The organism is Salinispora pacifica CNR114, from assembly GCF_000514775.1.
Lineage (GTDB): Bacteria > Actinomycetota > Actinomycetes > Mycobacteriales > Micromonosporaceae > Micromonospora > Micromonospora pacifica.
In genome coordinates this window covers 1-24,525 of sequence record NZ_AZWO01000007.1, presented here as the reverse complement: position 1 = coordinate 24,525, position 24,525 = coordinate 1, and the positions used below count along the sequence as shown (strand labels likewise).

The window sequence follows — 24,525 nt, the reverse complement described above, 5'->3', positions numbered from 1 at the left end:
CAGAGAATGAGCGAATCGATCGGTCTAACCGCCCGGCACTCCGCGCCGGCCGGGCACGCGGCAGCCGGCCGGCCCCTGCTGGAGCTACGGGACCTCGACACCGACATCGCGCTGCGCCGTGGCACGGTACACGCCCTCGACGGCATCAGTCTCGACGTCGCGCCCGGGCAGACCCTCGGCGTCGTGGGCGAGTCCGGCAGCGGCAAGACGATGACCGCACTGTCGATCATGGGCCTACTTCCGCCCGGCGGTCGCGTCACCGGTGGGCAGATTCTGTTCGAGGGACGGGATCTGCGATCGTTGCCAACCGATGAGGTACGCCGGATCCGAGGTGTCCGGATGGGCATGGTCTTCCAGGACCCGCTCACCTCGCTCAACCCCACCATCCGCATCGGTGCCCAGGTCGCCGAACCGCTGCGCGTACACAAGCGGGTCGGCCGGGCGGAGGCCAGGGACCGGGCCATCGAGATCCTGCGCCGGGTCGGGATGCCGCGGCCGGAACGGATCGTCGACAACTATCCGCACGAGTTGTCCGGCGGTATGCGGCAACGGGTCGCCATCGCCATGGCCCTGGTCTGCTCACCAAGCCTGCTGATCGCTGACGAACCGACCACTGCACTCGACGTCACCACCCAGCGGCAGATCCTCGAACTCATCGACGACCTCCGGGAAGAGTTCGGGATGGCCGTCATCCTGGTCACCCACGATCTCGGGGTGATCGCCGGTCGGGCGGACCGGGTAGCCGTCATGTACGCCGGACGGGTCGTGGAGACCGCGGCTACCGAGCAGTTGTTTCACGCGCCCCGACACCGCTACACCGAGGCCCTGATGCGGGCGCTACCCGAATCGGCCATCCGGGACAGCGGCGGACACGACCGGCTGATCAGCATCCCGGGACTGCCACCGGACCTGTCCGGCCCCCTGACCGGATGCCGGTTCGCGGCGCGGTGTTCGTATGTCAGCGACGATTGTCGGACCACTGACCCGTCCCTGACCCCGGGTGCGCACCAGCACGCGTGTCTGCACCCGGTACCCACGCCCGCCGGGGCGGTCACCGGGCCGGTCCCGGCACGGGTCGAACCGGCGGCGGAGCCGGCACGGGTCGAACCCGCGGCGGCGCCGGCACGGGTCGAACCCGCGGCGGCGCCGGTCACGGCCGCGCCGGCCGAAGTCACGGAACTGCCTGTCCTGTCGGTGCAGAACCTGGTCAAGAACTACCCGGTGCACGGCCGTGGGCTGCTGCGCCGGACAGCCGGGCAGGTAAGCGCGGTGGCCGACGTCTCCTTCGCGGTCAGGCCCGGGGAGACCTTCGGGCTCGTCGGTGAATCCGGCTGCGGCAAGTCCACTGTGGGACGACTCTCCGTCGGCCTGGAACGACCCTCCGCCGGGCAGATCGTGTTGGATGGTACGGATCTCACCGACCTCACCGGCCGGGAACGACGCCGGATGCACCGACAGGTCCAACTCATGTTCCAGGACAGCTACGCCGCAATGAACCCCCGGATGCGGGTTGACGCCATCCTCGCCGAACCACTCGAGATCCAGAAGGTGGGTGACAGTTCGGCCCGGCAGGCACGGATCGCCACCCTCCTCGACCAGGTGGGGTTGTCCCGGCGCGCGCTGGAACGCTACCCCCACGAGTTCTCCGGCGGTCAGCTGCAGCGGATCGGACTGGCCCGGTCGCTGGCGTTGCACCCCCGGCTGATCGTCGGCGATGAGCCGGTGAGCGCGCTGGACGTGTCGATCCAGGCGCAGGTGCTCAACCTGATGCGGGACCTGCAGCGCGAACTCGGTCTGGCGTACATCTTCATCAGCCATGATCTGTCCGTGGTCGACTACATGGCGGACCGGATCGGGGTGATGTACCTCGGCAAGCTCGTCGAGATCGGGCCCGCCCGGGAAGTGGTGCGGGCTGCCCGGCACCCGTACACGCAGGCACTCGTCGACGCGGTCCCGTCCATCACGCCGGATCGGGCAGCCACTCGCGACGGCACGACCATCCGGGGCGAGCTTCCCAGCGCCCTCGACCCACCCACCGGGTGCCGGTTCCGTACGCGCTGCCCCCGCGCTGCGGACATCTGCACGACGGAGCCCCCGCTGGCTGGCGGCCTGCACCAAGTGGCCTGCCACCTGCCGCTACGCCCGGAGCCGACCGGCACGCCCACCCAGGTCCAGGCCGTCGGATGACCACGGTGGAGATCTGCGTCAGTGATGTGCCGACCGCACTGGTGGCCGAGGCTGCCGGGGCCGACCGGCTGGAGCTCTGCGCCGACCTCGGCCAGGGCGGCACCACGCCCAGCCTGGGGACGGTTGACGTCGCCCTGCGTACGCTGCGTACGGCCGATTTACGCGTCATGATCAGGCCCCGGGGTGGCGACTTCCGGGTCGGCGAGATCGAGCAGCAGGTGATGCTCGCCGACATCGCGGCCCTCCGCGCCCTGCCCAACCCACACGGGATCACGGTCGGGGTGGTGGTCGGCGCGCTCACCCCCGACAACAACCTCGACCTGGCCGTGCTGCGTCGTCTGATCGAGGCGGCGGGGCCGTTGCCGGTGACCGTACACAAGGCCTTCGACGAGGTCGACGACCAGCTCGCGGCGATCGACGAGGTCATCGACCTCGGGGCGGACGCCGTGCTCACCTCGGGCGCGGCGACCACCGCGCTGACCGGCGCCGCCCGGATCGCCGTACTGCGGCAGCGGGCCGGCGATCGGCTTCGGGTGATCGCCGCCGGCGGTATCCGCTCGCACAACGTCCGGCAGGTACTGGCCGAAACCGGGGTACGGGAGGTGCACCTACGCGCGCCCGTCCGGCGCGACGGACGCGAGGCGACCGACGGCGATGAGGTGAGCCGCCTCGTCACCGCCGCGCGCGGGGAACGGATGCGCTGATGGCCTGCTCCAGCTCATAGCTGTCGCTGACTGGGGCGCAGCTCGGGTGCCCTCCGACGTTACGGACACACGAGGGGCCCGCTCCCACCGGGTTACGGCAGGAACGGGCCCCCTCCGAGCCCAACGTGAGCAGGCCGCTATCCGGCGCAGCCGGGCACGTTGACGCAGTTGTTCGGCCGATTCTTGACGACGACCGTACCGGTGGCCGGGTTCAGGTTCACCGTACCGAACGCGTTGAGGATGCCCCCGCCGTTACCGGTGGCGATATTCTTGACAATCTTCGTGTTGAACAACGTGACGGTGGCCACCCCGCCTACTCCGATGTTGAATATCCCACCCCCCGATACGCTCTGGTTGGTCGTGATGAAGGTGTCTCGGACAACTACCGTGGAGTCGAAGGACAGGGCCGAGTTGACGATCCCGCCACCGTTCGCGCCCGGCGCGACATTACCCGCGATCTTGCTGTCTTCGACGGTGACCACAGCTGCCTCGGTGAGGGCCTGGATACTGAGGCCGCCACCCTGAAGGGCGGCGGTGTTGTCGGTGGCGGTGACCCGCCGCACGGTCAGCATTCCCCCTTCGGCGAAGACCCCACCGCCGTTGCTGCCGGTGTTGTTGGTGATGGTGGAGTCGGTGAGGGTGACCGTCGCGTTGAAGCTACCGACTCCTCCGCCGGCGTCACCGGTGCGGTTACCGCTGATGGTGCTGCCGGTTACGAGGGTCGTGCTACCAGGTGAACCGCCGATACCTCCGCCGAAGCTGAGAGCGTTGTTGACCGTGTTCGCGGTGACGGAAGACTTTTCGACGGTGAGCAGACCGTCATTGTCGACTCCGCCACCCGTGCTTTCCGCGATGTTACGACTGATCGTGGAGTGCTTGGTGGTGGTGATGCCGTCGTTGGCGATACCACCGCCCCTGCTGCTGGCGATATTGCGGGTGACGGCGCTGTCCTTGACGGTCAACGCTCCACCGGCGTTGACGAGCACTCCCCCACCGTCGCCGTCCGCCTGCCCACCGGTGATCTTCAGGTGATTGAGGGTGAGGTCACCGCCGACATCGACGGCGATGATCCGAAAGTCGTCAACGGCGGCGGCACGCGTGATGACGGTGTGTTTGCCGCCGTTCAGGGTGATGGGGGTGGTAATCGCGGGCAGGCCGGCACCGTCGATGTTGGCGGTGAGGGTGTAGGTGCACTTCTCGGCGAGGTCGAGCACGGCTCCGCCGCGAGCGTTGGCGAGGGTGATCGCGGCGATCAGCTTGTCCGCATCACAGGGCACCGGGATCCCCTCGGGCTTCTTCCCCTTCCGCCCCTTGCCGGACTTGCCCTTGTCGGGCTCGTCCCCGCTGTGACGGTCGTCGACGGAGGGTTGCTCGTTGACGGAGGCGAGGGGACGTCCGACCGCGTCAGCGGCCGGGGCGGCGAGACCGACCGTGGTGAGAGCCAGTCCGGTCACCCCGGCCAGCCCCACAGTCCATCGCCACCGCACCCCCGCACGCCCCTGGTCGGGGCGCACCGGTTTGGGTCCGGGTGTGTGGTCCTGATGGTTCATCGCAATCCTGGTGTCCTTCCCCCGTGAACGGCGAGAAGCTTCGCCGCCCGGGGCAGACCGGGCTGGCGCTCCTCGGCTACCAGAAGGCGGTAGCAACCACCACGAGCAAAACGGACTTAAGCCCCAAACAGTACATAATGCGAGTAATGCCCACTAAAGGGATGAAACACCCGTCCAGGCAGCCCGCCGCCTCGTCACCGTCGCGCGCGGTGAACGGATGCGCTGATCGCCCGGTCCAGCTCATGCAGGTCGTCGATGACGGCGTCGGCGAGGGCCAGCTCCGCTGGGGCGTGGGTGGTGGCGAGCGCCACGACCACGGCCCCGGCCGCTTTGCCGGCGGCGACTCCGGCGGGGGAATCCTCCACGACAACGCAGGATGCGGCGGCAACATCGAGTTGCCGGGCGGCCAGCAGATACCCCTCGGGATCGGGCTTGCCGTGGCGGACATCCTCCGCCGCCACGAAGATCGATGGCGTTCGCAGACCGGCGCCCCGCATCCGGGCGGTCATGAGGCGGCGGGACCCGGACGTGACGACGGCCCACCTGCCATCGGTAATCATGGTCAGCGCGGTGGTGGCGCCGGGGATCGGGCGCACCAGGTGGGCGTACGAGAGCTCAAGGTCGGCCAGCTCCCGCAGGACCGACGCGACCGCCTCGGGCGGAAAGAACTCCGGCACCACATCCTCGTCGCGCCGGCCGTGGCAGACCCGCAGGATGGCGTCCGCCTCGACGCCGTAACGGGCGGCAACCGTACGCCAACTGGTGGTGACCGCCTCGGTCGAGTCCACGAGGGTGCCGTCGATGTCGAAGAGAACCGACCGATCCATGTTCACCTGGCCTTCATTCGTCGTCGGCGACCCAGCGGCCAGGGTCGCAACGCGGCACTCAGCGCACGAGGGTCGGGGCGGCGAGCGCGTCCAGCCCGCGCCCGGCCACACAGCGGTACGTCCGCTCCGCCTCCCCGGGGGGCAGCACCTCCAGTTTCCACCCCTCGGTGTGGGTGAGGCCGGCGGCGAGCTTGAAGGTGGTCTCGTTGCACACTCGACGAACCGTCGGGTCGACGCTGATGTCGGGGTAGCGGACCCCGGGTGCCGCCTCGGACAGCTCGCCCTCGGCGTAGCTCTCCCAGGTGTGCTCACCCGAGCAGGGCACCTGCTCCGCGGGGGTCCCTGACCCGCGGCCCCAGATCGGACCGAAACACTCCAGCTCGTCTCCGCACCGGGCGCCGGAGGGTAGCTCCGCGGCCCGGGCGCAGGCGGGCCGGAGGGCGGGATCGGGGGTCCGGCCCACGCTCGAGGTCGGTCGCGACGCGTCCAGGCCGCCATCCAGCCCAATCCGATCCGGCCCAACACCGACCAGCCCGACGCCGGCCGCGAAGAGGGCGGCCACTCCCGCGCCGCCGAGGAACCAGGGCCGCCGACGCCGGGCGGTGGAGGAGGGAAGGGTCGGGTGTACGTCCTCGACCGGCGCGCGGGGCGCCGGGTAGGTCGGCCGGCCGTCCGCGGCCACTCCGGAATGCCCGCTCGGGGCCGTCCCGGGGTGCCCGCCGGCGCCCGGCTCGGCAGGGGTGCTGGCGGCGGTCCCGCCAACCGGCAGCGCGGCCAGCAGGTCCCGCAGCTCGGCGGCGGACGGTCGCGCCGCCGGGTCGTTCGACATGCCAGCCCGAAGGATGTCGACCAGCTCCTCCGGCACCCCGGGCAGGCCGGGTACCGGCTGCTGGAACATCTCCAGCACCGTCACCAGGCTGGGGTTACGCTCGGACCGCCAACGCGGCGGCCGACCGTGCATCACCGCGTAGAGGGTGGCGCAGAGGGCGTAGACATCCACTGCCGGCGACGGTGGGCTGTGGTTGAACATCTCCGGTGGCGCGTACGCCGGGGTGAGCACCTCCAGGGCGACTGTCGCGTCCCGCAGCTCGGCGACGACGGCCAGCCCGAAGTCGGCCAGCACCGCCGGGTTGAAGTGGGAGTGGAGAATGTTGGCCGGCTTGATGTCCCGGTGCAGCACCCCGGCCGCGTGGGAGTGGGCGATCGCGTCGGCGATCTTGACTCCGAGGTCCTGGGCCTCCAGCGGGCCGAGCGGCGAGGTACGCATCCGTTCGGCGAACGACCCGTCGCAGAGCTCCATGATCAGGTATGGGTGCTGGTCCACGGTGACGCCGACGTCGAAGAGGTCCACCACGTGCGGGTGTGACGACATCCGACCGGCCGCCCGTGCCTCCCGGAGGAACCGGGCCTGATCCCGCTCACTGTCCAGGGTGCGGTTTTCTACCTTGACCGCCACCTCACGGGCCACCGAGATCTGGGTGGCTTTGTAGATCGTCGCGTAACCGCCCCGGGCAAAAACCCGCAGATCGGTCAGCCCGGGCACAAGGGGCGTTGGTAGCGCGCCAGGCGAGGTCTCGGTCACGACTTGAAAATACCGAATCAGGTGGGCTGCTCAGCGAACCGCGTCAGCGGTGGACGCCGGACCAGCCGGGTCGGCCGAGGGCGAGACGGCGCCGCCCGGTGCCGCAGCGCCCGGGCCACGGCGATCCCACCACAGGCCCGCAGCGGTCGCCAACGCGCCCAACGCCTCCCAGGCGGCCACCCCGAAGAACCGGCCCGGAGCGGCATCCGCCAGCACCAGGACGCTGAAAACGGTGAACGTGAGGAGTCGGAACCCGACCGTGAACCGGTAGAAGGCCCGCCACTCAGTCGCCGCGGCGAGCAGGTAGTAGACCCCCATGTTGAACGACGCCATCGAGGAGGCCGTCAGGAAGGTAGCGGTGTAGTCACCCGATGCCCGGGACTCCAGCACCTCGAAGCCGAGCAGCCGCAGCAGCGCCTCCGGCCAGATCAGCCCAACCGCGCCCACAAGCAACGCGAGCAAGCCAAAGATCGCAACTGTCCAGCCGGCAGCGGAACGCGGCAGCTTCATCAGACCCCTTCCGTCCGGCACGCCCACCTCCCGGATCGTGCGCGGCCCCCACGCTATCGACCATCCACCCTGTACCGCATCACCGGAACTGCCAAAATCTGCCACCGGTGCTGCCGCCGACGGCCAGATCAGTCAGCCGCCGCCAACCGGCTGAGGAGGTCGTCCGCGGCCCGCCGCTCGCTCCGCTGCTCGGTCGCGTACGCCAGGCGTACCGCCTCCTGGGCGCTGGCCCGCGCCGCCACCGACTCGCCGGTGGCGGCGAACGCCCTCGCCAACACGACGGCGGCGATCACCTGGCTGCGCACATCCTCCGCCGGGACGGAACGGGCCCGCCGCGCCCAGTCCAGCGCCTGCTCGGCCTGCCCGTGGGCGAGCAGGGCGGAGGCGTACTGGGCCAGCGTCAGGCGACGGGAGAAGAGCAACGCCGGCGTGGTCTGCGCGGCGGTCGCCACCGGGGCGAGCAGGCCGACCGCGGCGGCGGGATCGCCGGCCGCCAGCCGGGCGGTGGCCAGCAGCACCCGCGGCGCCACCTGCGCCGGCGCCCACGGGTTGTACGGCTCGACGGCGGTCAGCACCGCCCGCGCCTCCCGCTCGGCCAGGTCGTGGTCGCCCGAGTCCAACGCCACGAACCCCCGCAGCGTGCCAGCCATGCCGGTCAACAGTGGATGCGAGGTACGGCGCGCGTACCCCTTCGCATCGGTGAGCAGATCCGCGGCGTGCTCCGGCTCGCCCAGGCCGCGCGCGATGACCCCGCGCACCACCAACGCGAAGCCGCGCCCCCACTCGTCGGCGGCGGCGTCAAAGTCCCGGTACGCCCGCCGGGCGGCCCGGTCGGCCTCAGCCAGATCACCCAGCTCGGCGGTGGCGAACGCCTCCACCGCCCGCAGCGTGCCGACCGCCCACTGCTCGCCGACCCGCTCGCCGAACGGCAGGAACGCCCGGGCGAGGCGGCCGGCCTCGTGCAGCCGGCCGGCGAGCAGCCGGGCGAAGGCGGTGGTGCCCCGCAGCCAGGCCCGCCCGTACGGATCCTTCAGCTCGGCGAACAACCGCGCGGCTCGACCGAGCACCGCGTCCGTACCGGCGAAGTCGCCCCGGGTGGTGGTCACCCAGGCCAGGTTCTGCAACGACCACGCCTGCCCACGGCGGTCCTGCACCGCGAGACTGGTCTGGTACGACGCCGCGAGCCGGCTGCTGGCCTGCCCCAGCCGGCCGGCGATGAAGTCGGCCATCCCGAGCTGCCGCATCGCCGCCGCACGCAGCGTCGGCAACTCGTGGGCGGAGGCGACCTGCAACGCCTCCTGCCAGGAGCTCACCGCCCGATCCGGGTCGCCCATCGTCTGCTGCGCCTGCCCGGCCAGGAGCAGCGCACTCGCCCGGGTGGCCGCCTCGTCCCCGGCGTTGGCGGCGATCTTCTCCGCGTTCGCGAGCGCGTCGGCCGCCTGGCCGATCTGGAGCAGCGCGCGCGCGTGCACCACCCGGTCGGCCGCCGGGACCCCGTCCGGAGCCAGCTCGCTGGCGCGTTCGGCGTACTCCACCGCCAGCAGCGGCTCTCCGACGTACATCGACCGGCGGGCGGCGTGGCCCAACGCGGCGACCCCGACCGGGACCACGGCCCGCGCCGGTGCGTCCGGCCGCAGTCCGACCGCGTCGGCGAGCGCGGTCGCCCGCTCCACGTGCCCGGCCACGAAGTCGTCCCGGGCCGCCTCGGTGAACCCACCGGAGGCGGGGGTGCCGGTCGGTGGATCGGCCGCCGCCCAGCGGGCGAGTGCCGCGTGCCGTTCGGCCAACTCGGCCTTGCTGACCCCGGCGTAGGCCGCCTCCCGCATCAGCGGGGTGGCGAACGTGTGGCCGGACCGCGCGCGGTGCAACATCCGGCGTTGCAACAACTCCTCGACCGCGCGTTCCAGCTCCACGGCGGCCACCGCCGCCGGCCAGCCGTCCCGACCGCTCCGCTGCTCCCGCAACGCCTCCAGCGCCCCCGCCGGGACGGTGTCGCCGACCACCGCCGCGTCCCGCAGCACCGAACGGGCGTCCGGCGGCAACGCGTCGATTCGCGCGGCGAGCACGGCCGCGAGGTCACGGGAGAGAAGGTGGCTGCCGAGCGAGCCCGGCGCGAGCTGCCAGTCCTCGTCGGTCCCGGCGGTCAGCGCGCCCCGCTCCATCAACAGGGTGACCAGCTCAGCCAGGTAGAACGGGTTACCCTGCGCGGTGGCGAGCAGGCGATCGGCGTCGACCTGGGGCAACCGGCCGTCACCGAGGTAGCTGGTGAGCAGCCGTGCGGCATCCGCGCCACGCAGCGGCGGCAGCGCATGGACCTCGGCGTCGGCCACCCGGGTCAGGGCACCCGCCGTGCGGACCAGCTCCGGCCGGCCCAGCAGCAGCACCAGCACCGGGCCGACGAGCCGGGACAGGGTCTCGCCGAGCGCCTGGGTGCTCTCGGTGGTCGCGTCGTGCAGATCGTCTACCACGACCACCAACGGCGCCTCCGCGGCGAGGGCGCTGAGCAGGTCGGCGACGGCGTTCGGCACCGCGTCGCCATCGGCGGACTGACTCGCCGAGCGCCACTCGCCCTGGTCGGTGGGGCCGCTGGGCAGCTCCGCGTACCCGAGCAGGGCCAGCAACTGCTCGGTGGCGACCGGCGCGGAATCACCACCGGTACGGCCGAGGCGCTGGCCCAGCCGACGCAGTCGCTCCTCGACCGCCGGTCGGGTGAGCGCGGTGGCCGAGTCGGTGGGCAGGCCGACCGCGGCGCGGACCAGGTCCGCCAGGGGAGCGAGCCGGCGCCGTTCACCGAACGCGACGCAGCGCACGGAGAGCACCCGCGCGCCGGTGTACGCCGCGAACCGGCCGGCGCCCACGTCGTAGCCGGCGGCGAGCCGCTCCACCTCGGCGGCGAAGCGGGACTTGCCGATGCCGGCCTCGGCGGTCATCAGCAGTACCCGGGGCTCACCGCGGTCGACCACCTCGGCGAGCCGGCCCGCCACCCGCCCGATCTCGGTCTCCCGGCCGACGAAGGGCGCCTCGTCCCCAAGCCCGGACCGGGTGCCGGTGGCGTCCAGCAGGCCAAGCAGCTCGTACGCTGCGACCGGCTCGCGCTTGCCCTTCAGCCGCAGCGGGCGCAGCGCCCGCCAGGAGGCGATGTGCCGGGTGGCAGCGGCGGTCCGGTCCCCGGCGTAGACCGCGCCGACCGCCGCCGCGTCGGCGAGCCGGGCGGCGGTGTTGACCGTGTCTCCGATGACCGTGTACTCAAGGGCCGCCTGGATCCCGGCGATCACACCCCCCGTGTTGAGCCCGACCCGCAGCCCCAGTGGCCCGCCGCCACCACGTTCGTCGTCGAGGACCCGGCGCACCGCCCGCTGCATCGACAGCGCCGCCCGAACGGCCCGCTCGGCGTCGTCCTCGTGCGCCACCGGCGCACCGAAGACCGCCATGATGCCGTCCCCGGTCAGCTTGTCGACGTGCCCGCCAAAGGTCTTGACCGCACCGGCCAGCGCCGCGAGCACCCGGTCGGTGACGGCGCCGACCCGCTCCGGGTCGAGATCCTCCGACCAGGAGGTGAAGTCGGACAGGTCACCGAAGAGCACGGTGACCACGCGGCGTTCGGTGGCGGGCAGCGTCGCCGCAGCCGGCAGCGCGGCGCCGCAGTTGTGGCAGAACCGGGCACCGGGTACCGCGACGGTTCCGCACACCGGGCAGGTCACGTCTACTCCAACTCCGCATCGGTGGCGCCGGATTCCCGGCCCAGGTACGCCAACTGTGCCTGGACCGACCATTGGGCGGCCCACCACAGTGACCGGTCGACATCGGCGTAGACGACCGCCACCACCTCGGCGGCGGTGCGGGCACCGGCTTCGAGCGCGGCCCGGACCTGGTCGAGGCGGGCCCGCCGATGGGCCAGGTAGAACTCCGCCGCGGCGCCGCAGTCCGCCAGCGCCGGGCCGTGACCGGGCAGGGCCGGGATTCCGGCGTACGTCGCGAGCAGCTCCAAACTGTCCAGGTAGTCCCCGAGGTGCCCGTCCGGGTGGGCGACCACGGCGGTGCCCTGACCGAGGATGGTGTCACCGGTGAGAAGCACCTGCTCGTCGCCGTACGTCGCGAGGAAGCAGACCGAGTCCGCGGTGTGCCCGGGAGTGCTTAGCAGGCGGATCTCCAGCGGGTCGCCGCCGAGGTCGCCGGCGGCCTCAGTCAGCGGCGTACCGCCGATGGTGTGTGCCGGATCCGCGGCGCGCACGGGCGCACCACCGAGCAGGGCGTGCAGGCGTGCCGAGCCTTCGGTGTGATCGGGGTGCCCATGGGTGATCAGCACCTGCCCGATCGGCCCCCGGGCGGCGATCCCGGCCAGGTGCGTCTCGTCTGCCGGCCCGGGATCGATCACCACCGCCGGTTGCTCGGGGGCGGCGCGGAGCACCCAGGTGTTGGTTCCCGTCAACGTCATCGGCCCGGGGTTCGGGGCCCGCAACAGCGTGACCCACCCCGGCAGCGCACCCGCGAGAGCTGTCGCCGGCGCCGTGAAGTGCCCGCTCATGGCTGCGATCGTACGACCACCGGCACCGACCCCCGCGATCTTGCACCTCCAACCTCCGCTTCGTACCCGTTCAGGGGCTTTGACCGGCAGGACGTGCAAGATCGCGGCAGGGGGCTAGGCCGTGACCTCGACGATGACCTCAACCTCGACGGGTGCGTCCAGGGGGAGCTCCGCCACGCCGACCGCGCTCCTCGCATGCCGACCGGCCTCGCCGAAGACAGTGCCGAAGAAATCGGAGGCACCGTTGATGACGCCGGGCTGGCCGGTGAAGCCCGGGGCACTCGCCACGAAGCCGGTCACCTTGACGATCTTGACGATCTGCTCCAGCCCGACCAACGAGTTGATCGCCGCGAGCGCGTTCAGCGCGCACCGCTGGGCCAGCTCCTTGGCCTGGTCGGCAGAGACGTCGGCGCCGACCTTTCCGGTGGCGAGCAGCTTGCCCTCGGCCATCGGTAGCTGGCCGGAGACGTAGACGTGCTGCCCGGACCGCACCGCCGGCAGGTAGCTGGCGACCGGGGGCACCATCTCGGGCAACTCGTGCCCCAGCTCGACGAGTTTCGCGTACGGCCCGGTCATGCCTTGGGCCGCTTCAGGTAGGCGACGAGTTGCTCCGGGTTCGGGCCGGGAACCACGGACACCAGTTCCCAGCCGTCCTCGCCCCAGTTGTCGAGGATCTGCTTGGTCGCATGGACCAGCAGCGGGACCGTGGAGTATTCCCACTTCTGCATCGCTGGAAGGCTCTCTTTCCTGGAGTGCGGTTCTTTCCAGGACACAGCCTACGGTCCGACGGCGGGCTGGGGCGCGGGACGTTGCTCGGCCACCACCTCCCCGCACGGGCCGGCGTGGTCATAGGGCCGTGGGCAGCGGGACCGGTCCAGCAGCGGCAGGTCACAGAAGACCCGGTGCCGGTTGTTCTGGTCGTCCGCCGTGGAGACGGTGGTCTCCCCGGCGTCAACCGCACCGAGGAAGCTCAACGAGGTGGCGATCGTGCCCGCCAGCGCGACAGCAGCGGCGTGGTCGGCGACCCGGACCGGAAGATGCACCACGTAGCCCGGCTCCTCCTCGTCCCGGGGCGGCAGGGCAGGCTGGTCCGGGACACCGCCGGGGGCGGCCAGCCGGATCGCGGCCGGGAGTTGGGTCCGGGGGGTGTTCTCCACGTCGTGCATGCCCTGCCTCCGGCGGTTTGTACCTGATCGTGCCCACGCCGCTCGGCCGGGCCCACGGCCCGATCCCGGCATCATCGGAACGTAGGCTGCTGTTCGACGGCCGCCAACAGGACGCGCGGCATTCCGACCGCCAAGTCACATATGCGACACCCGATCCGGCGGAATGTGGACAACATCCGGAGTCGACGGGTCCTGGACAGAACCCGGCGTCCTGTCAACGGCCGGGCCAACCGCTACCCTTCCGGTCGTAAACGGCGGCCTACCGCCACCCGTCGCCTCGCCGAGCCGACGCAGTCCCACCCCCCGGGGGAGCGATGTCCCAGCCAGCCAGCGACGACCCGACGAATCAGCCCGACCACCCGACCGCGCCGGCCACCCCCGCCGCGCCAGCACCGAATCCGTCGGCATACCCCGCACCGGCCACCCCCTATCCTCCGAACCAGCAGAGTCCGGCGCCCCGCCGCCGACGCGGATTCCTGATCGCGTCGATCGCCCTCGCGGTGACCCTGATGCTCTGCGTCGGCGGCGGGGTCGCCGCATTCCTGGTGCTGCGCCCCACGGAGGAGGGCCCGGGCGCCGAGGAGCCCAAGGTCGCCGTGGAGGAGTTCCTCACCGCCGTCTACAAGGACCGGGACGCGGCCCAGGCGTCGAGCCTGGTCTGCTCGGCCGCCCGGGACCAGGACAAGATCTCCGCGAAGGTCACCGAGGTGGAGAAGTACGTGGCCGACTATGAAAAGCCGCACTTCCGGTGGAACCCCCCGAATATTGACGAGGAGACCGAGGACCGGGCCGTCCTCACCACCACAGTCATCATGAGTACCGCCGACGAGCAGGCCGCCGAACTACCCCTGCGCCTCACCGTGATCAAGACGACGGGTTGGCGGGTCTGTGAGGTCGCCGGAGGGTGACACCTGGTTAGGCTCGACGGGTGGGAGCAGCACAGCAACCGGCCGAGCCGGCCGGCATCGAGTGGCCGGCCCGCCTCCACGTGGTGACCGGCAAGGGCGGCACCGGCAAGACCAGCGTCGCCGCCGCCCTCGCCCTCGCCCTCGCCACCGGGGGCCGGCGCACCCTGCTGGTCGAGGTCGAGGGACGGCAGGGCATCGCCCAGCTCTTCGGCAGCGACCCGTTCCCCTACGTCGAACGGCACCTGACCGACGCCGCGGGCGGCGGCGAGGTGCGGGCTCTCGCCGTGGACGCGGAGGAGGCCCTGCTCGAGTACCTGGACATGTTCTACAAACTCGGCGGCGCCGGCCGGGCCCTCCGCAAGCTGGGCGCCATCGACTTCGCCACCACCATCGCCCCGGGGCTGCGCGACGTGTTGCTGACCGGCAAGGTGAAGGAGGCCACCACCCGCACGCTGGGTCAGCGGCGGGTGTATGACGCGGTGATACTGGACGCCCCGCCGACCGGACGGATCGCGCGGTTCCTCAATGTCACCGCCGAGACCGCACGGTTGGCCCGGGTAGGGCCGATCAAGACCCAGAGCGAGGGGGTCGCCGCGCTGCTGCGCTCCCCGATGACCGCCGTGCACGTGGTGACGCTCCTTGAGGAGATGCCGGTCCAGGAGACCGCGGACGCCATCGCCGACTTCGCCGCGCTGGGCTTCCCGGTCGGGCGGATCATCGTCAACGCCACCCGCCCGCCGGCACCGGTCAACGCCGCGATCACCGCGGCGGAGCTCACCGCCGGGCTACTCGCCGCCGGGTTGCCCGCCGACGAGGCGACCGTCTCCGGGCTGGCGACCGAGGCGCGTGACCAGTCGGTCCGCCGCGACCTGGAGGATTCGCTCCGGACCGACCTGGCCGAGTTGGGCCTGCCGCTGGTCGAGCTGCCGCTGCTGCCCGACGGGGTGGACCGGGCGGGTCTGGATCGGCTGGCCGCGGCGCTCGTCCGAGCGGCTTGAGGCACTCCTCCGGTCGGCTCGGGAGCGTTGTTGAACCGGGCCCGATACGCTCGTTTGGTGCCTTCCGACGACGCGGCGCCGCCGCTGGACGTTGACCGGATTCTCGCCGATCCCGGCGTACGGATCGTGGTCTGCTGCGGGGCGGGTGGGGTGGGCAAGACGACCACCGCCGCCGCGCTCGCGCTCCGGGCCGCGGAGGAGCACGGTCGCCGCACGGTGGTGCTCACCATCGACCCGGCGCACCGGCTGGCCCAGTCACTGGGGCTGACCGAGCTGAACAACACTCCGCGCCAGGTCAAGGGGATCGACGTCGAGGCCAGCGGCGGTGAGCTGCACGCCATGATGCTCGACATGAAACGCACCTTCGACGACGTGGTGCTCCAGCACACCGATCCGGCGAGGGCCGCGGAGATCTTCGCGAACCCGTTCTACGCGGCCATGAGCTCCACCTTCGCCGGCACCCAGGAGTACATGGCGATGGAGAAGCTCGGGCAGTTGCACGCCCGGGGCGAGTGGGACCTGATCGTGGTGGACACTCCGCCCTCCCGCTCGGCGTTGGACTTCCTCGACGCACCGGCTCGCCTCGCCCGCTTCCTGGACGGCCGGATGCTGCGGCTGCTGCTCGCCCCGGCCCGCTCGGGCGGACGGAGCATGTTCAGCTTCGTCACCGCCGGGTTCGGCATGTTCTCGAAGGTTGTCCAGAAGTTGTTGGGCGCCCAGTTGTTGAGTGACCTGTCCGGCTTTGTGGCCGCCCTCGATTCGATGTTCGGCGGCTTCCGCCAACGAGCGGAGCAGACCTACCGCATCCTGCAGGCCCAGGAGACGGCGTTCCTCCTGGTCGCCGCGCCGGAGCCGGACGCGGTCCGGGAGGCCGCGTACTTCGCGGGCCGGCTGCGGGCCGACCGGATGCCGCTCGCCGGGTTGGTGCTCAACCGGGTGCACCGCCCGGCGGCCCCGGAGCTCGACCCCGACGAGAGCTTGGCCGCCGCTGATCGGCTGGTCAGGCTGGGCGGCCACGACGGCACGGTGCACGTGCTGCGGGCCCATGCCGCCCTTGCCCACCAGGCGGTACGCGAACAGCGGGTGGCTGCCCGGTTCACCGCGGCGTTCCCGACCGTGCCGGTGGCCTCGGTAACCGCGCAGCCCGCCGATGTCCACGACATCGACGGGCTACGGACGATCGGTTCGCTGGCCGGCCAGGGGTGATCCGTAGCCGGCCGGGGCGCCAGGGGTCTCGTCAGCCCGGCCGCGGGCGGCCAAGAAAGACTCGTCAGCCGACCGTGGCGGCCAGGACCTTGTCCCGGTCGGCCTTCTCCTTGGCGTTCTTCTTCATCGCGGCCTCGAACGTCTTGCGCCAGCTGGCGACCTGCGGATGGCGGCGCAGCAACGCCCGCCGTTCCCGTTCGGTCATGCCGCCCCACACGCCGAACTCGATCCGGTTGTCCAGCGCGTCGGCCAGGCACTCGTACCGGACTGGGCAGCTTCGGCAGATCCGCTTCGCCACGTTCTGTTCGGCGCCCTGTACGAACAACGCGTCCGGGTCCCCGTTCTGACATGCCGCCAGCGACGGCCAGTCAGTGATCATGCCCATCTGTACACGTCCCCCCTTGCAGTACTACCGACCCCATCGCGGACCAGCCGGCTGTTTCCCCCGATCGCCCGCCGACCTCCCCCAAGGCGGCACGGACGACCTGTGGCGCTGTCGCCGCTCCCATCATGCTCTGTAGCTGCCTGATTACGCAACGTTGTCGGCAAAATCCATTATTCCGGACACTCCCGGCTTACCGGGCCTGCTGCCGCCCGCATACCCCACCGGGGTCCACGAAAACGCTGGACGCCCATCCCGCGCCCTGAGGAGACTCGGCGACGCCTGGTCCGCAACCGCCTACCGGGGGTCGTGCGTTTAGCACAACGAGGAGGGCGTGCGCAGGAAATGGGGAAAAGCCGCCCCGCGCCGCTCGCCACCGGTTCGCTACCCTGTCGAGGTGACCTGGATGCGGAAACGTGATCATAATGTGCTGACCAACGCCGCATCGCTGCTCGTCTGTGGCCTACTCGCCGGAGTGGTGGTCGCCGCGGCGGCCTTCCCCGCGGTGGCACTGTCCGGGCTGGCCGCGAAGGCCGGCGCCGAAACCTTCGACGCCCTCCCCACCGAGTTGGCCATCGGCACCGGGCCCCAGATAAGCCACCTGCTCGCCGCCGACGGCAAGACACCGGTGGCCACGATGTACGACGAGAACCGCCGCGACATCGCCAAAATCGATGACATCGCGCCGGCCATGCAGAAGGCGATCCTCGCCGCTGAGGACCACGACTTCTACGAACACAACGGAGTCGACCTCAACGGCGTCGCCCGAGCCTTCATCAACAACAGCCAGGAAGGCGCCCACCAGCAGGGCGCCTCCACGCTGACGATGCAGTACGTCCGGCTCGCCATCGCGTACTCGGCGAGCCACCCCGCCGACGTGGTCGCGGCCACCGAGGACACCACCGCCCGCAAGCTGCGCGAGATGCGCTACGCCGTGCAGATCGAGAAGGAGTTCTCCAAGGACGAGATCCTGCGGCGCTACCTCAACATCGCCTCGTTCGGCAACGGCGCCTACGGCATCCACGCCGCCAGTCAGGTCTACTTCGCCAAGCCGCCGAGCAAGCTCACCACCGCCGAGGCGGCGCTCCTCGCCGGCCTGGTCAAGGCCCCCAGCACGTTGGACCCGACCACTCCCAGCGGCTACCCGAGCGCGGTGGCTCGGCGCGACTACGTCCTCGACAACATGGTGAAGATCAACGCCATCAGCGCGGAGGAGGCCGAGGAGGCCAAGGCCAGCAAGCCGAAGATCGTCGGCAAGCGGGCGCCGAACGGCTGCGTTGACACCAACACGCAGGAGTGGGGATTCTTCTGCGACTACTTCTACCGCTGGTGGATGAAGCAGGAGGCGTTCGGCTCCACCTCGTACGACCGGGAACGGCTGCTCAAGAGCGGCGGCTTCGAAATCATCACCACACTGGAGCCCCAGGTCCAGAAGGCCGCCGATGAGGCGGCACGGAAGAACCTCCCCGCCACCAGTAAGGCCGCGCGGATGCTCGCCGTGGTCGAGCCCGGCACCGGCCGGGTGCGCGCCCTCTCCGCCAACCGCGACTACCAGCTTGACGATCCGGACAACCCGGAGAACAAGCCCCACAGCAACCCGACGAAACGCGAAACCGGGGCGCTCGGCAACTATCCCAACACCGTCAACCCGCTCCTCACCGGCGGTGACGGCATCACCGGCTACCAGGCCGGCTCCACCTTCAAGATCTTCACCTTGGTGGCCGCGCTGGAGAAGGGCATCCCGCTCAGCCACACCATCAACGCCGAATACCAGTTCCGGTCCGAATACATCATCGAGAGGAACAGCCCCGCCGCCTGCGACGGCACCCACTTCTACTGCCCGAAGAACGCAAACCCCAGCATGGTCGGCGTGCACAACATGTGGAGCGCGTTCGGAAGGTCGGTGAACACCTACTTCGTCCCCCTCCAGCAGCAGGTGGGCGCGGAGAAGGTGGTCGAGGCCGCCAAGAAGCTCGGCATCACCTTCCGCACCCAGGAGGACCTCAATCAGGAGAAGGGCGCCCACCAGTGGGGCGCCTTCACCCTCGGCGTCTCCCAGACCACGCCGCTGGAGCTGGCCAACGCGTACGCCACCCTCGGTGCCGACGGTCTTTACTGCGAGCCGATCCCGGTACAGGAGATCCGCGACCCGGCCGGCAACAAGCTCGACATCGCCAACCCCCGCTGCGAACAGCGGATCAGCACCGAGGTGGCCCGCGCCGCCGTGGACGCCGCCCGCTGCCCCGTCGGAGACCGCTCGTCCACGACGAAGTGCGCCGGCGCGACCGCCCCCAACGTGCGGGGCATCGTCAACGCCCCGGTCGCCGGCAAGTCCGGCACCACCGACAAGGACAAGACCGCCTCCCTGGTCGCGATGACCAAGCAGTACTCGGTCGCTGGCATCATGGCCGACCCGGACTGGCCACAGACCACCCAGCGAATGGGTCACAACGTGGCCACGGGCATCAACCCGCCGGTGTACGAGACGCTGCGCGACGCGATGAAGGGCAAGCCCAGGGTCGACTTCACCCCACCGGAGAACAAGCTCCGCTACGGAGACCAGCGGTCGATCCCGAATGTCAAGTGCGTCAGCGTGGAGAAGGCGAAGTCCCGCATCACCGGGGCCGGATTCGCGGTGGTCGTCTCGACGAACCGGGTCGAGTCGAGCTGCCCGGCCGGCACCGCTGCCGGGACCAGCCCAACCGGCCGTACCGCCAAGGGCAGCGTCGTCACCATCAAGGTCAGCTCCGGCCCGGCCCCCAAGCCCACCAAGCCCACCGCGCAGCCCGAGCCGACCGGCGGCAGACCAACGGAACGCCCCGCCGACTAGTGGGTCGCTGAGACGTCGAAGGGGCGGCCACCCCGGTCGGGGTGGCCGCCCCTTCGCGTACCCGGAGCCAGCTTCAGCTGGCGAGCTGCCGGCGTACCTCAGCGGCGACCCGGCCACCGGCGGCCTGGCCGGCCACCGCGGCCTGGGCGGCCTTCATCGCCGGGCCCATCTGCCCCATGCCGGTGAAACCACCCGTGGTCAGGGCGGTCCGGACCACCTCCGCCAGCTCGTCGTCGGAGAGCTGACTCGGCAGGTAGCGCTCCAGCACCACGCCCTCAGCGGCCTCCTTCGCGGCCTGCTCGTCGCGGCCCGCCTCGGCGAAGGCGGCAGCCGCCTCCCGGCGCTTCTTCGCCTCCTTGGCCAGGAGGGCCAGCACCTCGTCATCACCGAGCTCCCGCTTGGCCTGACCGGCGACCTCGGCCGCGCCGACGGCTGCCAGCGCCATCCTGAGCGTGGAGGTGGTCATCTCGTCACGCGCCTTCAGCGCGGCCCGCATGTCCGTGGTCAGGCGGTCCTTCAAGGTACCCATGGACGGTCAAACTACTCTGTCAGCCATGGGAAAGCGCACACTATTCCGCTTCGCCGCCGGCACCGCCGTCGTGGGTGCGGCCACCCTGGCGTACGCATCGCTGATCGAGCGCAACATGTTCACCCTCCGGAGGTACGAGGTGCCGGTGTTGCCGGCCGACGCGGAGCCGCTGCGCATCCTGCACCTGTCCGACCTGCACATGATGCCCGGCCAGCGGCGCAAGCAGGAGTGGGTGGCGTCGCTGGCCGGGCTGGACCCGGACCTGGTCCTGGTGACCGGCGACAACATGGCCAGCCCCGACGCGGTGCCCGGGGTCCTGTGCGCGCTGCAGCCGCTCCTCGACCACCCGGGCGCCTTCGTCTTCGGCTCCAACGACTACACCGGCCCGGTCTGGAAGAACCCGTTCACCTACTTCCTGCCCGACCGCGACTACACCGAGGGCGTGACCCTGCCCTACGACGAACTGCGAGACATCTTCACCGGTGCCGGCTGGGCCGACCTGAGCAACGCCCGCACCACGCTCAAGGCCGGCGGGCGGCTGGTGGAGCTGGTCGGGGTGGACGACCCACACATCGAGCAGGACGACTACGCGTCCGTTGCCGGCCCGGTCTCGCCCTCGGCCGACCTCTCGATCGCCCTCAGCCACTCCCCGGAGCCGGCCGTGCTGGACCAGATGGCCGCCGACGGGTTCAGCCTGCTACTCGCCGGCCACACCCATGGCGGTCAGGTCTGCATACCGGGGGTCGGAGCCCTGGTGACGAACTGCGGGCTGCACCGCTCGATGGCCAAGGGCCTGCACCGCTGGCCCGGCTCGGACGCCTGGCTACACGTCTCGGCCGGCCTTGGCACCCATCCGACCGCGCCGGTCCGCTTCGCCTGCCCGCCCGAGGCGAGCATCCTGACCCTGATCCCCCGCTGAGCCGGCGAAGCCACGGGGATACCGAATTTGACCCTCGGATCGGGTGGGCTAGTATTTGTCGGCACGCCTCGGGGTGTGGCGCAGCTTGGTAGCGCGCTTCGTTCGGGACGAAGAGGTCGTCGGTTCGAATCCGGCCACCCCGACCAGTTCAGGGGCACATCCAATTGATGGATGTGCCCCTGCTGCATACTGGCGCTGGTCCAGCCGATCCGGGAGTTCCTTCGGGACGATGCAGTCCCTGTGCTCCCGCCTGCTGTCGATCTTCAGCCGGCGTCGAACTTCGTGGCGGTACCTCCCGACCACATCAGGGCGGCTGGCACGATCGGTGTCAGGCCAGACGGGAGCCGGGCGATCACCCGGTCACGGATATCACGGCTCACCGCATCGAGGTCTTCGGCACGGCCTGCGACGAGTTGATCCGGGAGAACAGTCACCGGGGCACACGCTCCGGAACGGTCCGCGCCCTACCTGGCGGTCAGCCTCGCCGGTCTGACCGCACGGCGTCTCCGACTGCCGTTGCGGTCGGAGACGCCGGTGACCTGCCAGGAACAACTCGTCTTCGAGCGCTACTCCCGGCAGGGCCGTTGGAGCGCTGGCAACTGTCGTCCGGGCACTCGGCGTCAAACACAGCGGACCGACGATGATGCGGTATCGGGTCACCGGAAGGCGCCTCGGTCCTCGTCGGAAGGGTGGAGCCAAGCCTCGCCTGGCCCGGACGACAGCGCGCTACCTGGACTCCGCCGACCGGAAAGCCGCGACCGCCTGTCGGGTCTCCTCCGCAATCAGATCCATGTTGATCGCCGCTGCTGCGACGGCACCGCCAGCCGCGGCAGCACCCACCTGGGCGGCCAGGTCTGAGACGTTGCCGGCGACCCACACGCCGGCGGCCTCGGTGCGCCCGAACGGGTCCGCCGGAACGTACTCACCCACCCCGCTGGGATGGTCGACCGACTGCAGCCCGAGCCCCGCCAGGAACCCGGCCCGCGCCACCAGCCGCGGTGCGACCGACAGAGCGTCCCGGCGCACCACCGTGCCGTCGTCCAGACGCACCCCGACTAGCCGATCGTCGGCGACCTCCACCGCCGCCACAGTGCCGGTCACCACCCGAATGCCCCGGGCGGCGAGTTGCTCGGCCTGCTCCGCGTCCGGGCCAGCGCTGTGATGAGTGAAGTACGTGACGTCTCCGCTCAGCTGCCGGAAGAGCAGCGCCTGGTGTACCGACATCGGCCCGGTGGCCAGTACGCCGATGGCCTGGTCCCGAACCTCCCAGCCATGGCAGTACGGACAGTGGAGTACGTCGCGTCCCCACCGTTCCCGCAGTCCTGGGATCTCCGGCAGCAGATCGACCAATCCGGTCGTCACTAGTAGCCGGCGGGCCCGCACGGACTTGCCGTCGACCAGGGTGACCGTGAACCCGTCACCCTCGCGTGCCGCGTCGGCAACCTCGCCGTTGACCACGTGGCCCCCGTACCCACGCACCTCGGCCCGACCGCGCTCCAACAACTCGGTCGGCGACACCCCCTCACGCGCCAGCAACCCATGCACGCCCAGAGCGTTCGGGGCGTTACGGGGGGCGCCTGAGTCGATCACCGCCACCGAACGGCGGGACCGAGCAAGCATCAATGCCCCGTTCAGGCCAGCGGCGCCGCCGCCGACGACCACCACGTCGTAGCTGTTCTCCAGTTGATCGGTCATCCTGACCACCTCCCAGGGGCAACCATGCGCGGGCCACGACCATCTAGCAAACTGAGTTGCTGTTTCGGCAAATGAACCGCCCGCTCCGACCGACGTTCCGACAACGCTCACGCCGCTTCGTAGGCCGGCCCGCGTGCGCCGCGCGACCCGACAGACCAGCAAGCCTGGTCCGTGTCCGACCGACCGCCGTGGCACGTGTTCCCGAAACGGCGGCCCGGATTCGCCGATCTGGCGGGGTCGGATACGGGCCGCGGCAACTCGCTCCTCGAGCCTCCCCGCCTTGCCTATCCACGACATCTACCCCGGAGCGGATGAAGTTCATTAATCATGCGTCATTTGACATAAGTAACTTTGCTGAAATAGCGAAGGATCTTGACTCCCTCACCCTGCATCCGCAGGGTTGTCCGGGAAGGGGGATCAGAATGATCGATCAGCTGGAGAACAGCTACGACGTGGTGGTCGTCGGCGGCGGCGTCGCCGGCCTCAGCGGGGCGCTGACGCTCGCACGGGTCCGCCGTTCGGTGGCGGTGATCGACTCAGGTACCCCTCGCAGCGCCCCGGTCCAGCGGATGCACGGGCTGTTGGCCCGCGACGGGATGTCGCCGGCCGAGTTGCTGGCGCGCGGTCGGGCCGAGGTGCGTGGGTACGGGGGCCACGTGGTTGACGGCGAGGTCACAGCTGCGACACGTGACGGTGAGCGATTCACCGTCACGCTGGCCGACGGCCGGTCGGTGCGGGCCCGTCGGTTGCTCGTGGCCAGCGGGGTGACCGACCTGCTGCCGGAGATCCCAGGACTGCGGGAACGGTGGGGACGCGACGTGTTCCACTGTCCGTACCACCACGGCTGGGAGGTTCGGGACCAGGCCATCGGCGTGCTCGGCACGGGCCCGATGGCGGCGCACCTGGCGCTGATGTTTCGACGACTGAGCAAGGACGTCACGTACTTCACTCACCTGTCGGATGGCCCGGATTCGGAGCAGGCTGAGCAGCTCACCGCCGGGGGTGTGCGGCTCGTGGTCGGCACCGTGGCGGCGCTGGAGGTCGCCGACGACCGACTCGTCGGGGTGCGGTTGACCGATGGCACCGTGGTCGGTCTGGACGCCTTGGCGATCGCGCCGCGGGTGGTCCCACGGGCCGAGCTACTCGCAGGGTTCGGACTGCGACCAGTCGACCATCCGATCATCACCGGCGAGCAGATCCCGGCGGATCCGACGGGACGCACCGAGGTCCCGGGGGTGTGGGCCGCCGGCAACATCATCGACCTGGCCCACCCCGTCGGCGCTGCGGCAAGTGGCGCCCACACGGGGGCGGGGATCAACGCCGACCTCATCGCGGAGGAGATCCAGCAGGCGGTCGCAGCCACCCGGGCGGGGTCGTAGCTGCGGTCTCGGGCTCGATCAGCGGTGGAATCCGACCCAGCCGATAGCGCACCTCCTGCCTCCTAGCTCGTGTGGCGCTGATCACGGCGGGTATTCCGACCGAGGAGTTGCACCGAGAACGTTCGTTCTCTAAAGTTCTTTCCAGCGCGAGAGAACGAACGTTCTCCAACCTTGGGAGGTCGTCATGCCGTACATCACCGTCGGAACCGAGAACAGCACCAACATCGACGTGTACTACGAGGACCACGGTCAGGGACAGCCGGTGGTACTCATCCACGGCTACCCCCTGGACGGGCACTCGTGGGAGAAGCAGTCCGCGGCCCTACTCAAGGCCGGCTACCGGGTGATCACCTACGACCGGCGGGGCTTCGGNCAGTCCAGCCAACCCACCGTCGGCTACGACTACGACACCTTCGCCGGCGACCTGAACGCGGTCCTGGAGACCCTGGACCTCACCGACGTGGTCCTGGTCGGCTTCTCCATGGGCAGCGGNGAGGTCGCCCGCTACCTCGGCCGCTACGGCTCCNCCCGCATCGCCAAGGCCGCGTTCCTGGCCTCACTGCAGCCGTTCCTGCTGCAGACCGACGACAACCCCACCGGCGTACCCCAGGACGTCTTCGACGGCATC

Annotated in this window: 22 protein-coding genes, 1 tRNA gene and 1 pseudogene; 11 read left to right on the top strand and 13 right to left on the bottom strand. The window is 70.6% G+C overall.

All coding sequences use genetic code 11. The features are described from left to right. Positions 1-6: 6 nt before the first annotated feature. Together B118_RS0105695 and B118_RS0105690 are read left to right on the top strand one after the other, a co-directional pair. Positions 7-2,187 (top strand): ABC transporter ATP-binding protein, encoded by a 2,181-nt coding sequence (locus B118_RS0105695; RefSeq protein WP_028192486.1) that lies wholly within the window; start codon positions 7-9, stop codon positions 2,185-2,187. Continuing rightward, positions 2,184-2,891: a copper homeostasis protein CutC gene (locus B118_RS0105690; RefSeq protein WP_027647642.1), complete on the top strand. Its 708-nt coding sequence runs from the start codon at positions 2,184-2,186 to the stop codon at positions 2,889-2,891. The genes B118_RS0105695 and B118_RS0105690 overlap by 4 nt, the downstream gene beginning before the upstream one ends. 137 nt (positions 2,892-3,028) lie before the next feature. On the opposite strand, the gene B118_RS0105685 is transcribed toward B118_RS0105690, so the two are convergent. The 9 genes from B118_RS0105685 to B118_RS0105645 form a co-directional block, all read right to left on the bottom strand. Continuing rightward, a complete protein-coding gene (locus B118_RS0105685; RefSeq protein WP_028192485.1) occupies positions 3,029-4,441 on the bottom strand; it encodes a hypothetical protein in 1,413 nt (470 codons plus the stop codon). 194 nt (positions 4,442-4,635) lie between these two features. Then, positions 4,636-5,274 carry an HAD-IA family hydrolase gene (locus tag B118_RS0105680; protein ID WP_033660415.1) on the bottom strand — a complete coding sequence of 213 codons (639 nt, stop codon included), beginning with the start codon at positions 5,272-5,274 and terminating at the stop codon, positions 4,636-4,638. Positions 5,275-5,326: 52 nt separating this feature from the next. Next, positions 5,327-6,811, bottom strand: a complete 1,485-nt coding sequence (locus B118_RS0105675; RefSeq protein WP_018811477.1) for a serine/threonine-protein kinase — start codon at positions 6,809-6,811, stop codon at positions 5,327-5,329. A gap of 69 nt (positions 6,812-6,880) precedes the next feature. Further along, the gene (locus tag B118_RS0105670) at positions 6,881-7,360 is read right to left on the bottom strand and encodes a hypothetical protein (protein ID WP_018811476.1); all 480 of its coding nucleotides are present in this window, start codon (positions 7,358-7,360) and stop codon (positions 6,881-6,883) included. Between the two features lie 128 nt (positions 7,361-7,488). After that, entirely contained in the window at positions 7,489-11,061 is a 3,573-nt protein-coding gene (locus B118_RS0105665; RefSeq protein WP_026270715.1) for an adenylate/guanylate cyclase domain-containing protein, read from the bottom strand. A 2-nt stretch (positions 11,062-11,063) separates the two neighbouring features. Beyond that, positions 11,064-11,885 carry an MBL fold metallo-hydrolase gene (locus tag B118_RS0105660; protein WP_028192484.1) on the bottom strand — a complete coding sequence of 274 codons (822 nt, stop codon included), beginning with the start codon at positions 11,883-11,885 and terminating at the stop codon, positions 11,064-11,066. 114 nt (positions 11,886-11,999) lie between these two features. Then, a complete protein-coding gene (locus B118_RS0105655; RefSeq protein ID WP_018222172.1) occupies positions 12,000-12,461 on the bottom strand; it encodes a RidA family protein in 462 nt (153 codons plus the stop codon). Beyond that, complete coding sequence (locus B118_RS31570; RefSeq protein WP_018222171.1) at positions 12,458-12,613, bottom strand: Sp36 family protein; 156 nt, start codon at positions 12,611-12,613, stop codon at positions 12,458-12,460. Before B118_RS31570 ends, B118_RS0105655 begins: the two co-directional genes overlap by 4 nt. A gap of 48 nt (positions 12,614-12,661) precedes the next feature. After that, positions 12,662-13,051 carry a hypothetical protein gene (locus B118_RS0105645; protein ID WP_018222170.1) on the bottom strand — a complete coding sequence of 130 codons (390 nt, stop codon included), beginning with the start codon at positions 13,049-13,051 and terminating at the stop codon, positions 12,662-12,664. A gap of 314 nt (positions 13,052-13,365) precedes the next feature. Here B118_RS0105645 and B118_RS0105640 point away from each other — a divergent pair, with 314 nt between their 5' ends. The 3 genes from B118_RS0105640 to bagB are packed head-to-tail and all read left to right on the top strand — an operon-like array spanning position 13,366 to position 16,163. Then, on the top strand, positions 13,366-13,959 hold the full coding sequence (locus tag B118_RS0105640) for an Rv0361 family membrane protein (protein WP_028192483.1): 594 nt from the start codon (positions 13,366-13,368) through the stop codon (positions 13,957-13,959). A gap of 20 nt (positions 13,960-13,979) precedes the next feature. Continuing rightward, a complete protein-coding gene (gene bagA, locus B118_RS0105635) occupies positions 13,980-14,957 on the top strand; it encodes an ATPase BagA (RefSeq protein ID WP_018222168.1) in 978 nt (325 codons plus the stop codon). Between the two features lie 54 nt (positions 14,958-15,011). Then, on the top strand, positions 15,012-16,163 hold the full coding sequence (gene bagB, locus B118_RS0105630; protein WP_026185621.1) for an ArsA family ATPase: 1,152 nt from the start codon (positions 15,012-15,014) through the stop codon (positions 16,161-16,163). Positions 16,164-16,227: 64 nt separating this feature from the next. Here the strand turns inward: bagB and B118_RS0105625 are convergent, their stop codons facing one another. Then, on the bottom strand, positions 16,228-16,548 hold the full coding sequence (locus B118_RS0105625) for a WhiB family transcriptional regulator (RefSeq protein ID WP_018217540.1): 321 nt from the start codon (positions 16,546-16,548) through the stop codon (positions 16,228-16,230). A 403-nt stretch (positions 16,549-16,951) separates the two neighbouring features. On the opposite strand from B118_RS0105625, the gene B118_RS0105620 reads away from it, so the two are divergent. Further along, positions 16,952-19,375: a penicillin-binding protein gene (locus tag B118_RS0105620; RefSeq protein ID WP_027647637.1), complete on the top strand. Its 2,424-nt coding sequence runs from the start codon at positions 16,952-16,954 to the stop codon at positions 19,373-19,375. Between the two features lie 73 nt (positions 19,376-19,448). Here B118_RS0105620 and B118_RS0105615 read toward each other — a convergent pair whose 3' ends face one another. Beyond that, on the bottom strand, positions 19,449-19,904 hold the full coding sequence (locus B118_RS0105615; RefSeq protein ID WP_028192482.1) for a GatB/YqeY domain-containing protein: 456 nt from the start codon (positions 19,902-19,904) through the stop codon (positions 19,449-19,451). 25 nt (positions 19,905-19,929) lie between these two features. On the opposite strand from B118_RS0105615, the gene B118_RS0105610 reads away from it, so the two are divergent. Together B118_RS0105610 and B118_RS0105605 are read left to right on the top strand one after the other, a co-directional pair. Next, positions 19,930-20,823 (top strand): metallophosphoesterase, encoded by an 894-nt coding sequence (locus B118_RS0105610; RefSeq protein ID WP_027645606.1) that lies wholly within the window; start codon positions 19,930-19,932, stop codon positions 20,821-20,823. 69 nt (positions 20,824-20,892) lie between these two features. Continuing rightward, positions 20,893-20,969, top strand: a tRNA-Pro gene (locus B118_RS0105605). Between the two features lie 117 nt (positions 20,970-21,086). Here B118_RS0105605 and B118_RS32680 read toward each other — a convergent pair. After that, the gene (locus B118_RS32680) at positions 21,087-21,257 is read right to left on the bottom strand and encodes a hypothetical protein (RefSeq protein WP_238323863.1); all 171 of its coding nucleotides are present in this window, start codon (positions 21,255-21,257) and stop codon (positions 21,087-21,089) included. A 1-nt stretch (position 21,258) separates the two neighbouring features. Here B118_RS32680 and B118_RS29910 point away from each other — a divergent pair. Continuing rightward, positions 21,259-21,399, top strand: a pseudogene (locus B118_RS29910) (30S ribosomal protein S4); the annotation flags it as partial. 150 nt (positions 21,400-21,549) lie between these two features. Here the strand turns inward: B118_RS29910 and B118_RS0105595 are convergent. After that, positions 21,550-22,518 (bottom strand): NAD(P)/FAD-dependent oxidoreductase, encoded by a 969-nt coding sequence (locus B118_RS0105595; protein WP_018222156.1) that lies wholly within the window; start codon positions 22,516-22,518, stop codon positions 21,550-21,552. A 422-nt stretch (positions 22,519-22,940) separates the two neighbouring features. Between B118_RS0105595 and B118_RS0105590 the strand changes: the two genes are divergently transcribed. After that, positions 22,941-23,897, top strand: a complete 957-nt coding sequence (locus B118_RS0105590) for an NAD(P)/FAD-dependent oxidoreductase (RefSeq protein ID WP_027645607.1) — start codon at positions 22,941-22,943, stop codon at positions 23,895-23,897. A 184-nt stretch (positions 23,898-24,081) separates the two neighbouring features. After that, the coding region (locus tag B118_RS0105585; RefSeq protein ID WP_028192481.1) for an alpha/beta fold hydrolase at positions 24,082-24,525 on the top strand (444 nt) is incomplete at its 3' end.